General features: G+C 64.5%; 10 protein-coding genes. 1 reads left to right on the top strand and 9 read right to left on the bottom strand.

All coding sequences use genetic code 11. From position 1 onward, the window contains the following. Window positions 1-6 precede the first annotated feature (6 nt). From CG471_RS15715 to CG471_RS15690, 6 genes are all read right to left on the bottom strand, one after another. A complete protein-coding gene (locus tag CG471_RS15715) occupies window positions 7-1,242 on the bottom strand; it encodes an MFS transporter (protein WP_099232416.1) in 1,236 nt (411 codons plus the stop codon). Then, on the bottom strand, window positions 1,239-2,189 hold the full coding sequence (locus tag CG471_RS15710) for a 2-dehydro-3-deoxygalactonokinase (RefSeq protein ID WP_257211566.1): 951 nt from the start codon (window positions 2,187-2,189) through the stop codon (window positions 1,239-1,241). Before CG471_RS15710 ends, CG471_RS15715 begins: the two co-directional genes overlap by 4 nt. 7 nt (window positions 2,190-2,196) lie before the next feature. Continuing rightward, entirely contained in the window at window positions 2,197-4,842 is a 2,646-nt protein-coding gene (locus CG471_RS15705) for a TonB-dependent receptor (protein WP_257211565.1), read from the bottom strand. A gap of 169 nt (window positions 4,843-5,011) precedes the next feature. Beyond that, complete coding sequence (locus CG471_RS15700) at window positions 5,012-5,734, bottom strand: IclR family transcriptional regulator (protein WP_004207194.1); 723 nt, start codon at window positions 5,732-5,734, stop codon at window positions 5,012-5,014. Window positions 5,735-5,780: 46 nt separating this feature from the next. Continuing rightward, the gene (locus tag CG471_RS15695; RefSeq protein WP_099232431.1) at window positions 5,781-6,956 is read right to left on the bottom strand and encodes a mandelate racemase/muconate lactonizing enzyme family protein; all 1,176 of its coding nucleotides are present in this window, start codon (window positions 6,954-6,956) and stop codon (window positions 5,781-5,783) included. A gap of 14 nt (window positions 6,957-6,970) precedes the next feature. Continuing rightward, the gene (locus tag CG471_RS15690; RefSeq protein ID WP_099232413.1) at window positions 6,971-7,876 is read right to left on the bottom strand and encodes a dihydrodipicolinate synthase family protein; all 906 of its coding nucleotides are present in this window, start codon (window positions 7,874-7,876) and stop codon (window positions 6,971-6,973) included. Window positions 7,877-8,012: 136 nt separating this feature from the next. On the opposite strand from CG471_RS15690, the gene CG471_RS15685 reads away from it, so the two are divergent. Beyond that, a complete protein-coding gene (locus CG471_RS15685) occupies window positions 8,013-8,747 on the top strand; it encodes an SDR family NAD(P)-dependent oxidoreductase (protein ID WP_099232412.1) in 735 nt (244 codons plus the stop codon). Between the two features lie 57 nt (window positions 8,748-8,804). Here CG471_RS15685 and mqo read toward each other — a convergent pair whose 3' ends face one another. The 3 genes from mqo to CG471_RS15670 all read right to left on the bottom strand — a co-directional run bounded on the left by mqo (window position 8,805) and on the right by CG471_RS15670 (window position 13,461). Continuing rightward, window positions 8,805-10,529: a malate dehydrogenase (quinone) gene (gene mqo / locus CG471_RS15680; RefSeq protein ID WP_099232430.1), complete on the bottom strand. Its 1,725-nt coding sequence runs from the start codon at window positions 10,527-10,529 to the stop codon at window positions 8,805-8,807. 97 nt (window positions 10,530-10,626) lie between these two features. Next, window positions 10,627-12,108: an alginate export family protein gene (locus tag CG471_RS15675; protein ID WP_099232411.1), complete on the bottom strand. Its 1,482-nt coding sequence runs from the start codon at window positions 12,106-12,108 to the stop codon at window positions 10,627-10,629. 12 nt (window positions 12,109-12,120) lie between these two features. After that, window positions 12,121-13,461 (bottom strand): dicarboxylate/amino acid:cation symporter, encoded by a 1,341-nt coding sequence (locus CG471_RS15670; RefSeq protein WP_099232410.1) that lies wholly within the window; start codon window positions 13,459-13,461, stop codon window positions 12,121-12,123. Between the last annotated feature and the right edge of the window lie 146 nt (window positions 13,462-13,607).

Genomic DNA, 13,607 nt, shown 5'->3' with positions numbered 1-13,607 from the left:
TTGTTGTTATGCGTGGACGAGTTGGCCTTCCCCATTGGATCGGCGCGCACTGCGCAGCGCCAGGAAGGCAAGCAGAAAGGCGATCGGATGGAGCAGCGCCATCAGCAGGAAGCTGCGTTCGAACGCACCGCCCGCGACAAGCTGGCCGACCAATTGGGTCGAGAGCAAGCCGCCAAGACCGCTGCCCGCCGCGACCACGCCGAACACGGTGGCGACGATGCGGGTGGGGTAGAGATCGACGATCAATGTGCTGATGTTGATCTGGAACACCAGATGGGCAAAGGTCACGGCAGAGGCGAGCGCGAACAGGATCGGCAGGGCCGGATGGCTGGCCGCGATCGCGCCGAGTGGCGCCACCAGCGCGGCCGCGCCCATCACGATGATGCGGCTGGTTGCCGGCGCCACACCGCGCGCGATCAACCGGCTGGAGAAGAAGCCGCCCCCAATGCTGCCAAGGTCGGCCGCGAGATAGACGATCCACGCCATGGAGGCGACCGCGATCAGGGTCAGTCCATAGATGTCGGTCAGATATTTGGGGAACCAGAAGAGGTAGAAATACCAGACCGGATCGGCGACCGCGCGGGCACCGGCGAGCAGCCAGACCGACCGGTCGCGCAGGATTCGGCCCCACAGCGCACCCTCGCTGATCTTCTCCTCCTTGGCTTCCGGCGTGCTGCGGGGATAGACGATCAGCCAGACGACCAGCCAGACAAGCCCCGCCGCGCCAGTGGCGATGAACGCCGCGCGCCAGCCGAAATGCAGCGCGATGCCGGCGATCAGCGGCGGCGCCAGCGTCGCGCCGATCATCGCGCCGGCCGTATAGATGCCAAGCGCAATGCCGCGTTCCCTGGGTGGAAAATGTTCCGATACCGCCTTGGGACCGGCGGTGTAGTTGCCCGCTTCGCCCAGCCCCAGCGCGAAGCGCGCCGCGCCCAGCTCCCCTGCCGACCGGACGAAGCCGGTCAGCAGGTTCGCCAGCGACCACCAGCCCACGAACAGCGCCAAAGACAGGCGCGTGCCCAGCCAGTCGGTCACCCGGCCGGCCATCAGATAGGCGAAGGTATAGGCAATCAGGAAAGCCTGGACGACGCGCGCATAGGCGATGTCATCCATATGCAGGTCTTGCTGCACCGTCGTCGCCAGGATCGAGAGCGCCTGCCGGTCGAGATAGTTGATTACGGTCGAGGCGAACAGCATCGCCAGGATCGCCCATCTGATCTTGCGGGCCTTCCCCTCGATCATGCGGCCGCCGCCTCCATGCGCGCGGCGATCGCCGACAGGCCGGCGAGTGCGGTGCCGTCACCCGCCGCCTTTTCGGTAACGATCCCCAGACGCTCGCAGACCCGGCCGTAAAGATCGACCAGCAGTTCCGCGCCGACCAGCACGATGCTGTCCACCGCCATACCCCGCGCACGATGGGCAGCGACCGCGTCGCGGACCTCCGCAGCGATCATCAATCCGGACAGGAAGGATGGCGCGGCTTCGCTGGTCAGTTCCCCCATCAGGATACGACTGCGCAGCGCGAACAATCCATGCTCGATCGCCAAGGTCGGATCATCGACCACCAGCCCGGCACCTATATCGAAGACAGTCATGTCGGTCGGCGCGGCCGGATCATAGGGTTTCGCCAGCGACCGCCCGAGCAGGCCATGGGCGAGCAGCAACTCGCGCATTTCTCCCTGCATCGAGGTAACGAAATCCAGCACCGTCCGTCCCCGCGTCCGCACCCATTTGGCGTGGGTGCCCGGCAGGCAGATCAGCCGTTCGGCATCATCGTCCGCCACGCCCGACAGCCAGCCGAACAATTGCACTTCCTCGCCGCGCATCACATCGGGCTGGCCAAAGATGTTGCGGCAGGACAGGCCCGGCACGATCGCGATAGGGCATCCCGCCGCCTCGAACCGCAGCAGCGCGCCGGCCATCGCCTCGGGCCCGGCCGGGCAAGGCAGATAGGCCGCCTCACGCCAACCGATGGTCGACCCGATCATGCCCGACAGCAGCACCGACATCGGACCATGGCGATCGATCCAGTCACCCGCCGCCGCGCGAAAGGCGGTTTCATGATCGGTAACATCCTTGGCGCCCTTGCCGCGCACCGTCTCGACCGGGATCAGCCGCCCCTCCTCCACCCGGCACAGGTGAAGGCGCATGTTGCTTGATCCCCAATCGCCCGCGATCAGCATAGTCATCCCGTCCTCAGAACTTGAAGTTGGCGCCGATGGCGAAGCGGCGGCCCTGCTCGGCATAGAGAGCGATCGCTTCGGGCGCGCCGGTATAGCGGATCTGCTTCTCGTTGGTCAGGTTGCCGGCCTCGGCATAGATACCAAAGGCGCCAAAATCATAACGGATCGATGCGTCGATCGTCTCATAGGGCTTGAAGAAGGAGCCTTCGCCACCCGCCGTCACACTGTCGAGATAGCCCGAGCGATAATTATAGGCGACGCGCAGGCCGAACCCGTCTTTTTCATAATAGCCGACCAGATTGGCATTATGCTTGGACAGCCCTTCCAGCGGCAGGGTGGCGCCGGTGCGGGCATTCACGAATGGCGTGCTGCTGTCGATATAGCTGTAGTTCGCCAGGATGCCGAAGCCGCTGGCAAAGCCATCCAGGAAGTTGAACGGCAACTGCAGCATCACTTCCGCGCCCTTGAGCTTGCCGCCCTCGCCATTGACCTTGCGCGTGACCAGGAATTGCTGGGTCTCGCCCGGCACATCCTCGAAGGTCGAGCGGGTGGTCAGGAAGGAGCCGATATCCTTGTAGAAAAGGCCGACCGTCAGCGCCGAACCCTGGCGGAAATACCATTCCAGCGACACGTCATACTGGTCCGCGCGGAAGGGCTTGAGGTTCGGATTGCCGCCGGTCCCGGTATAGACGATGCGGTTGAGCAGCAGGCCGGGGCTCAGATCCTGCGAGTCCGGCAGGCCGACGACTTTGGCCGCACCGACACGGGCCACCAGCTTGTCGGTCAGGTCGAATTTCAGCACCGCGCTCGGCAACCAGTCCTCATAGGAGGGCGATGCGGTGACCGGCTGGAACGTGCCGTCGGCGCGGCGCAGCGCGGATACCGCATCACGGTCGGTGCGGGTGTAACGCAGGCCGATATTGCCGGAGAAGGGAATGCTGCCCAGATCACCCTTCAGATTGAGCTTCACATAGCCCGCCTTGGTGACTTCATCGAGCTTGTAGGAGGCGGTGGGGTCCAGCACGCGCGGCGTGCAACTGCCCAATATCGCCTCGCAGGCAAAGTCCGCGCCAGTGCCGAACGGATTGCCGACCAGATAGGATTGGGCGAAGGGCGCCTTGCCACCCAGCAGATCGGGGAAGCTGCCGACCTCATAGAGCGCTGCATCCCGATCGGTCAGGCGGACCGAGGAGGTGAGCTGTGACAGCAGCGAATTGCGCGCGGTCTTGAGCTTGGCGATACGGCCGCCGACCTCGAGGGAGTCGAGCACGCCGCTTTCGATCGCATAGCGCAGGTCAACCCGGCCGGCATATTCCTTCGCATTGGATTCAAAGCGGTTATCGAAGAAGTTGGAATAATTGTAGAGCGACGGATCGAGCAAATCGACGCCCGAAGGCAGGGTCAGTTGCGGCACGCCGCCACCGGTGAAATCGAACGAGGTCAGATAGGATGCCTGCGTCTGGGTGCGGACATAGGTCTGGTTGTAGTTGAGCTGGGCGTCCGAATAGCTGCCCTCCGCCTTGATCGTCCACGGCCCCTTTTCATAACGCAGGTTGAGCGCGCTGGAGAGCGAGTCATCCTTGATCGTCAGCCGCTCGTCATTGCCCTGCAGCGGCCGGCGGACCGTGCCAGCGACCAGCACCTCATTGGGCGAGAAGCTGTAGTCGACATAGTCCGCGCCATTGCTGGTCAGCGCGACGGCGAACCAGTTGCGCCGGCGCTTGGCCTTGCCGGCGGCATAGACGGTGTCCAGCGACAGCTCCAATTCGTCGGTCGGCCGCCATTGCAGCACGACATTGGCGCCCAGCCGCTTGCGCCGTTCGCGCAGCCGCTGATAGCGGAGGTCGGCGATATAGGTGCCGGCCAGACCATCGCCATTGGGATCATTGTCGGCCACGCCATCGCCATCGGGGTCGAACGCGCCAGTCAGCGGCAGGAAGCCGGCGAAGCTGTTGAAGCTGTCCTCCTGGATCGGCCGATCGGATGCGGTCACATTCACCAGAACGCCGAACCGGTCATCGAAATTGCGCGAATAGAGCAGCGAACCGCTGACACCCTTGCGGTCGAGCATGTCGGCATAGCTGCCCTCGATCCGGCCGGCGACCATCGTGTTCGGCGCGTCGAGCGGCTTGCGGGTGATGATGTTGACCGTGCCGCCCAGCGACCCGTCAATCTGGTCGGCCGACAGCAGCTTGGTGACTTCCAGGCGGCTGATCAGTTCGGCGGGATAAAGCGACAGCGGATTGAAATCGGCATCGGCCGGCACACCGGGACCACGGCCAAAGGGGCTGACCAGCGAGCGGCCATTCACCTCGGTCCGGTTCTGGCGCAGGCCGCGGATCGAGACGCTGGTGCCATCGCCCAGCGAGCGGCGGATCTGCACACCCGATACGCGCTGGAGCGATTCCGCGATATTCTGGTCGGGCAGCTTGCCGACATCCTCGGCCACGATCGAGTCAACGAAGGTGACAGCCTGGCGCTTGGTCTCGATGCCCTTGCTCAGGCTCTGACGAATGCCGGTGACGACGATATCGGCAACCGCGCCATCGGCCGCCTGGGCGGGTTGCGGCTCTGCGGTTTCCTGGGCGGCTACGATCGTCGGAAACACGGCCGTGCTGGCCAGTACCAACAGGCTCGCGCATTTTGCTACCTTGCGCATCTTCATCCCCTCCTGTGCGAGCATTGTGCTTCTGAGGGAGAAATTGTTGCACAATTAGCGACGTGTCAATCCCGAAATCTGAAATTTGTTGCTTCTATATCGATTTAATTGGCCAATTTTGGGGAATAAAATCAATATGGCGGCATATTTGTATCACATGAAGCAACATTTACTCCCCGATGCGCTGCGCCGCCTCGCGCAGGGCCTCGACCAGCGGCGCCGTCGCCCCCTCGGGAATCCAGCCCGACATGGCAATGCCGGCATGGACCGGATCGCCCATCGACACGGACACGATATGATGGTCGCGCTCATCCGCCACATGGACGCGCGCATAGCCCAGCGCACGAACCTCGCTCAACTTGGCGAGCAGGCTGTCGATGCCGTCCGGGAACATCGGAATGTCGCGCCCTTCATACAGCTCGCGCACATCCGCATCCTCCAGTTCCGCAAGCAGCGCGATCCCGATGCCGCTGGTGGTCGCCGGCAACAGGCCGATACGCCCCAGGCCGCGCGACGCCTCGATCCCCGGCGGGGCGTGGAAGAGATAGGAGACGCTGTCATTCCACAGCACGCCCATCGCCACCGTATGACCGTAGCGGCGCAGTTGCTCCAGTTCCGGCAGGGCGCGGCGGATCAGGCCGGACGCAAACAGGCTCTGCGCGGCCAGCACATGCATGCCCGGCCCGGCGGTATATTTGCGGTTCGCGGTCTGGCGGGCGATGCCCAGATAGGCCAGCGTCTTGAGCAGGCGGTTGATCTTGGTCGGATCGGAATCCAGTTGTCGCGCCAGTTCGCGGCAGCCGATCGGCTCGGGCGAGGAAGCGAGCGCCTGAAGCGTGGTGATCCCGTCGATCAGGCTCTGGTTGGGCTGGGCGTTGATTTTCGTGCGCATGGCCGTTTCTAGCGTCCGACCATGGCGTTTAGCCAGCCCAGATATCTCATTGCCGCCCCCGCGTTACATGGTTCCAGAAGGCCGCGTTCGGCGCCACCCCCAGCCCCGGCCCTTCGGGCAGGGCAAAGGCGCCGGCCGTGCAGGACAGGCGCCCGTCGAGCAGCAACGCCGAACGCGGCAGGATCGAATGCTGATATTCATGATAGGGCAGGTCGCGCACCGCCGCGGCGGCATGCAGGCTGGCCGCTGCAAAGATACCGACGCCGATGGTCGCATGCGGCATCACCCGGACATGATGCGCCTCCGCCAGCCGGGCGATGCGCATGAACTGGGTGATGCCGGTATGGCCCATTTCGGGCTGCACGATCGATACCGCGCGTGCTTCCAGCCGGGGCCGGGCGTCGAACACGCTGCGCCATTCCTCGCCCGCCGCGATCGGCGTCGCGACGCGGGCGGCGACATCGGCCAGCCCCGCCACATCCTCGGGCTTGACCGGCGCCTCGGCGAAATAAAGGTCATGCGGTTCGAGCCGGCGGACGAGCGCCACCGCCTCGGCCGCTGAATACATCCAGTGCAGGTCGACCATCAGTTTGACGTCCGGGCCGATCGCGGCGCGCAAGGCCCGCGCCTCCGCCTCGATCCCGTCGAAGCTGACCACGCCGGCGAACTTGATCGCGTCGAACCCCTGGTCGACGAAGCGCTTCGCCAGTGCGCAGCGTGCCTCCAATGTCGGTTCGGGCAGGCCGGAGACATAGGCCGGAATGGTCTCGCGCCGCTGCCCGCCCAGCACGCGGCAGAGCGGCAGGCTGGCGGCGCGGGCATGGATATCCCACAGCGCGATGTCGACCGCCGCCATCGCATCCAGCCAGAAACCGCCCTGATAGCCGCGCACCCGCATCAGGTCGTAGAGATCTTCCCAGATCACCTCCACATCATGGGCCGATCGGCCGATCAGGATCGGCGCGATGACATCGTCGACCAGTTCGTGGATCGCCCCCGGCGCGACCAGGCCATAGGTCTCGCCCCAGCCGACCAGCCCTGATCGGGTGGTGGCGCGCACCACGACCGATCGGTCGACCGTCGGATAGATGGTGCCGTTGCGGCGCCGGACGATATAGCCGGCCGCGTTGACTTCCTCGCCCGGCCCCAGCGCGCCCAGATAGGGCACGTCGCGCGGAATGGTGACGGTGAAGACGTCCAGCCGCTCGATCACATCGTCCATCGCGCCCATATCCTTCAGCCCTGCACCACGCCGATTCCGCTCCAATCGTCGATCCGTGCGAGGATGCGGTCAAGCTCGCGCTGGTCGCCCTCGTCCAGTTCCGGGCCGGGCGCGCGGGTGAAGGCGTCCGCTATCAGGCCGCGCCGGCGCAAGACTTCCTTGGTCAGGCGCCAGCGGAACACCGCCTGCATCATCAGCAGCGGCAGCATCCGTTCATAATGGGTGCGCACCGCATCACCGTCGCCGGCCAGATGGGCAGCCATCAGCGCGACATGCGCCTCGGGCAGTTCGGCCGCCGGCATGGTGCCGATCGCGCCGCGCGCCAGTTCATCGGTGATGTAACGGCCACCGGCACCGCCGAACACGCCCAGCAGATGATCGGGCGCGGCGGCGCGGATCGCGCTGATCCGCTGGCCACACGGCATATTCTCTTCCTTGACCCAGTGGATGGCGGGGACGGCACCGACCACGGCGATGACATCTTCTGCGCTCAGGCCCGCACCCATCGGCCGGGGCGCATTTTGCAGCATCAGCGGCAGGCCGGCCTCGCCCAGTTTGCGATAATGGGCGGCCAGCGCGTCATTGTCGCCGGCCAGCGCGCCCGGCGTCATCACCATCGCGCCGGCGGCGCCCGCTTCCTTGCCCGCGCGGATCAGCGCCAGGCTTTCTTCGATATCGGGGCTGGACGCGCCGATGATGAAGCCAATGCGGCCATCGATGCGCGCGGCGATCCGGGCAATGAGGCCGATCCGCTCATCGAGCGAGAGCATGTCATATTCGCTGGCGAGGCCCGGAAAGACTGCGCCGTCGACACCGCAATCGACGACGAAATCGACAATCGCATCCATGCCGCTATCGTCGATCGCGCCGGACGCATCGAACGGCGTGGGCAGAACCGGATATACGCCACTGACCTTCATGGAACCCCTTCCTCTCCTGTTTCCGTTTCAGTTATCGCTCATTTAGCAACACGTCAATCTGACATTGTCAGAATTATGCCATTGCGAGTACATCTCTAGATGATATGTTGCTTTTATAAATACGAATGGAGAAGATATGCCCCGCCTGTCCGGCAAGATCGCTCTCATCACCGGTGCCGCCGGCGGCATCGGCGCGGCCATTTGCGTCCGCTTCAAGGCGGAGGGCGCCCATGTCGTCGCGATGGACCGGATCGCCCCCGATGCGGGGGATGAGGCATGGATCTGCGACCTGGCCGACGACGCCGGCATCGCGCAGGGCGCGGCCGACCTGCTGGCACGGCTTGGGCCGCCGGACATCATCGTCCATGCCGGCGCAGCCACCGAACAGGCGGACATCTTCGCCTCCTCGCCCCAGGCCTTCAATGCGGTCTATGACGTGAATGTCGGCGGTGCGGTCCGCCTGGTCCAGGCCTTCGCTCCTGCCATGCAGGGCGCAGGCCGGGGCAGTTTCGTCTTCATTTCCTCGATCAATGCCCGCATGGGCGCGCCAAGCCTGGCGGCCTATGCCGCATCGAAGGGCGGCCTCGAAACCTTCATGAAGGGCTTTGCGCTGGACGTCGCAGCCGACGGCCTTCGCGCCAATTGCGTCGCCCCGGCCTCGATCGACACGGCAATGCTGCGCGCCTCCTTCGACCGGCAGCCCGATCCGGCGGCCGCGCTGGCCGCCAATATCCTGCGCCATCCGCTCGGCCGGCTCGGCACCGTCGAGGATGTTGCCAATCTGGTACTGTTCCTCGCGTCCGATGAAGCCGCCTGGATCACCGGTGGCGTATTCCCGGTGGACGGTGGTGCCGGCATCACCCGCCGATAGGCTGGAGGACAGGGAACAGGCTGGCGATCGCGCGCCAACCCATCCCCTGTCCGGTCGTTACAGCGCCTGCTGTTCCGAATTGAGGTTGCGCTTCGCCGGTAATTTGGCGCCGGCATCGGGCATCGCACCATTCAGGCCCGCCGGCACCTCGATATAGGGCAGGCCCAAAGTCTGGCTGGTCATGCGACGGATACGGTTGGTGAGGTCCGGGCTGGCGTTGAGCTTCTGCCCATAGGAAGGCACCATCGCCGCCACCTTGGGCTTCCAGCTTGTCGCCATCTGCTGCGGGAAGGCGCGGCGCATCACTTCCAGCATGATCGCCGGCGAGGTGGAAGCGCCGGGCGAGGCGCCCAGCAGCGCGGCGATGCTGGCATCCTTGTCGGTGACGATCTCGGTCCCGAACTGAAGCAGCGTGCCCTTCTTGGGATCATATTTGATCACCTGCACGCGCTGGCCCGCAGTGATCAGCTTCCAGTCGCCGCGCTTGGCATTGGGATAATATTTGACCAGTTCGGCCTGGCGCTGGGCATCGGTCAGCGTCGCCTGCTGCGCCAGATAGCGGACCAGATCCAGATTTTCCGCGCCGACCTTCATCATGCCGCCCACATTATTCTTGTAGATGGAAGCGAACAGATCGAACGACGAGCCATTTTTCAGGAATTTCGTGCTCTGGAGTGCGAAGGGACCGAACAGGGTGACCGACTTGCCGTCGAGCTTGCGCGCGTCAAGATGCGGCACCGACATGGGCGGCGATCCGGCCTCCGCCTTGCCATAGACCTTCACATTGTGACGGCTGGTCGCGGCCGGCCCCTCGAACGCCAGGAACTGGCCGCCGACCGGGAAGCCGGCATAGTTTTTCGATTCCGGAATGCCCGACATCTGCAGCAGCTTGAGCGAGGCACCGCCCGCGCCGATGAAGACGAACTTCGCCTTCACCACGGCATCGCTGTTCTTCTTGAGGTCATGGACGGTGACGTTCCACGTCTTGTCCGCATTCTGATGCAGGCCGCGCACCTCATGGCCAAGCTGCAGGTTGAAATTGGGATTGCGGGTCAGCGCATGGGTCAACTGGGTGGTGATGACACCGAAATTGACATCGGTGCCGAGCGGCATGAACGTCGCCGCCACCTTCTGCTTCGGGTCGCGCCCCTCCATCACCAGCGGCGCCCAGCGGCGGATCTGTGCCGGATCCTGCGAATATTGCATGCCGTAGAAAAGCGGGTTCTTGACCAGCGCATCGCGGCGCTTGTGCAGATAGGCGATATTGTCGTCACCCCAGACGAAGCTCATATGCGGCGTCGGGTTGATGAAGTCGGTCGGCTTGGGCAGGCGGCCCTGCTTGACCTCATGCGACCAGAACTGGCGCGAAATCTCGAACTGCTCGGCGATGTCCACGGCCTTTTCGGTCGCGATCGATCCGTCGTCCTTCTCCGGCGTATAGTTCAGCTCGGCAAAGCCCGAATGGCCTGTGCCCGCATTGTTCCAGCCATTGGAGCTTTCCTGCGCGACCTTGTCCATCCGCTCATAGATATCGATCCGCCAGTCCGGCTCCATCTCCTGGAGATAGGTGGCCAGCGTCACGCCCATGATGCCGCCGCCGATCACCAGCACATCGACCGGCTGGTCATTGGCGGCCGCCTTGCCAGCGGGCGAGGCCATGGGACGGAACAGGAATGCGGCGGCGGTGATCGCCAGCACCAGGAGGAGGATGGCGAGGGTAAGGAGGATCTTCTTGAACAGGGGCCGGCGGCGCGATGCCGCCGGACTGGAGGAGGATGTCATGATCGTGGGTTCCAAATTTGCGTGGAAAGGGGCCGGGCGGCCGGATGCGCGTTCGCCAATCTTATCCGTCAGGTCATGCGCACCACCCCATCATCCTTCAGAAACGGAAGCTCAGCCAACCGGCCAGATAATCGCTGTTGCCATAGCCGGCACGACTGAGCACCGGGCCAGCATCCAGATGCTCGTAGCGCCCGACAAAGGACAGGCGCGGCGTGATCGACCATGTGATCTGCGCACGGATGGATTCGCCGATCTTGTGACCGGGAACCGATTGGGTGCCGGCGAAGATCGACTTGTTGGCGCGATAGACCGCATCATTTTCATCGGCGCGCCAGGCGAACTGATATTCCATCAGCATCTTCACGCCCTTGAGCGGCGACAGGGTCAGGCTGGGCGCCAGCGTCTTGAGGTTGGTCGGCGTCATGCACAGCTGGTAGCTGTAATAGATATTATTGCCGAAGGGGGCGTAGGCGGCCTTCAGCGTGCCACCCTCGAACGTGCCGCCGCCGCTTGCATAATCGGCGTGGAAGCCGATGCGCGGCCCCATCGGCAGGTCGCCGGGCAGCTTGTAGCTCTGGTTGAAGAAAAGCTGCCAGGCGTTGATGTCGCGCCCGTCGAAATCGCCGAACTGGTGGTTGACGGTCCAGTCGAGATTGACCGGGCCAACCTGCCCCCACAAGCGCGCGCCGGCATAGAAGCGCTCGACCCGGCCGGCCACACCGCCCCACAATGCCTCGCTGGTGCGCAACCGCCAGAAGAAGGGATCGAGATAGAGTTCCGATCCGCCCAGCGCCTTTTCGGGAATGCGGATGCCGGCGGTGAAGCCGGAAAAACGCCGGCCCTGCTCGACCTTGTCGTCGCCCGTCCCGCCATTGCCCAGCGCGGTCGGCTTGAAATCGAAGGCATCGATGCGCAGCGATCCCGTCCGCGCCCAGGCCCGCACGCCGTTCAGCGCATAGCGGATCGTGTTGTTGTCGCGCTGCGACGTCAGCAGATTGGGGCCGTCGGTAAATTCCTGGCGCCCATAGCGCAGGCCCAGGTCCATGCCGGCGACCCGCCCCTTCAGTTCGGCGAAGGACTGGAGCAGCACCAGATCATTGCGCAGCGATCCCGACGGCGTGCCGATATTGTCACCGGACATGCCGCCATGGGCGATTTCGCCATAGAAGCGCAGATGCGGCCCGACATGCAGGTCGGCGCCACCGACCAGCCGGTTGATGTCCTGCCGCTGGCTGCCGGCGTTCCGCAGGTTGAGGTTGGTCGTGTAATTGACCCGCACCCGCGCCTCGCCGCTGAGCGTCAGAAAGATGTCGCCATCATCGTCGAGCGGCAGATATTTGAGGCGATCGAACAGGTCGCCGCGCTGCTGGGGATCGGCCTTGCTGCGCCAGTCCTCCGCCCAGCGCGACAGGGCGTAGCCGCCCGATACCGCGCCTTCGCCGACCGCATCAGCGGGATAGAGGCTGGTGGGCTCAGCGGGCATGGCGTCGGCCCATGCTGGCGTGGCGAACAGGGTGGCCAAAGTGAGAGCGGAGGCAGCGACGGGGCGGCGCGCGGCCGCGCAGGAGAAACGAACCATGGTGGCTGCGCCTCATTCCGCCGGTACGGCGCTGGCGAGCGCCGGGGCCGTCGGGGATGGCGCCCCGCCCTCGCCCCGCATCGCGGCTTGCAATTGCTGCTGATCCAGCTTCCCTTCCCAACGCGAGACGACGACCGTCGCCACCGCATTGCCGATGAAGTTGGTGAGGCTGCGACATTCGCTCATGAAGCGATCGACGCCCAGGATCAGGGCCATGCCGGCGACAGGCACGGACGGGACGATGGAGAGTGTCGCCGCCAGCGTGATGAAGCCGGCACCGGTCACGCCCGCCGCGCCCTTGGACGAGAGCATGGCCACGCCCAGCAACAGGATCTGGTCGCCGATCGACAGATCGACGCCGGTGGCCTGCGCGATGAACAGCGCCGCCAGCGTCATGTAGATATTGGTGCCGTCAAGGTTGAAGCTGTAGCCGGTCGGCACGACCAGGCCGACGATCGACTTGGGGCAGCCCGCCCGCTCCATCTTCTCGATCAGGGCCGGCAGCGCGCTTTCCGACGAGGAGGTGCCCAGCACCAGCAGCAATTCGGTCTTGAGGTAACGGATCAGGCCGAAGATCGAGAAGCCGGCGGCACGGGCGACCAGGCCCAGGATCACGACCACAAACAGCGCCGAAGTGAGGTAGAAGGTGCCGACCAGGAACGCGAGATTGGCGAGCGTGCCGACGCCATATTTGCCGATGGTGAAGGCCATGGCGCCGAACGCACCCACGGGCGCGGCCTTCATGACGATGGCGACCAGCTTGAACACGGCGGTCGAGACATCTTCGAGCAGGTCGAGCACGCGCGCACCGCGATCGCCGATCAGAGCCAGCGCGACCCCGAACAGGATGGCGACGAACAGCACCTGAAGGATATTGCCGCTGACGAAGGCGGACAGGAAACTGTCGGGGATGATGCCGGTCAGGAAACCGGTCAGCGTGCTGTCATGCGCCTTCTGCGCATATTCGCTGACCTTGCTGGCGTCGAGCGTGGCGGGGTCGATGTTGAGGCCCGCGCCCGGCTGCACCACATTGGCGACGATCATGCCGACGACCAGCGCCAGGGTGGAGAAGAAGAGGAAATAGGCGAAGGCCTTGCCCGCGACCCGGCCGACGCTGGCGATGTCGCGCATGCCGGCAATGCCGGTGACGATCGTCAGGAAAATGACCGGGGCGATGACCATCTTCACCGCCTTGATGAAGGCGTCGCCGACCGGCTTCATCGCCTCCCCCAGATGCGGCGCGAAATGGCCGAGCGCCACGCCGGCGATGATCGCCAGCAGCACCTGCGCATAGAGATGAAGATACCAGGGACGCCGGGCGATCGGCGCGTCGGGGAAATCGGAAATCTGCATGACAGTTGTCTTTCTGGCCCTCGCCAAAAGCCTTCCCGCCTTCTTGAATGGGCGGGTCGGGAATTGAAGTGGCCAGTATCGAGCCGTCAGAAGCGCGGGACAAATTGTAGGAGAAATGAAATTAAATCATTATAATTCAATATATT

Origin of the sequence: Sphingobium sp. IP1 (assembly GCF_002708645.1) — a bacterium.
Classification (GTDB): Bacteria; Pseudomonadota; Alphaproteobacteria; order Sphingomonadales; family Sphingomonadaceae; genus Sphingobium; species Sphingobium yanoikuyae.
This window is presented reverse-complemented; position numbering and strand designations above follow the sequence as displayed.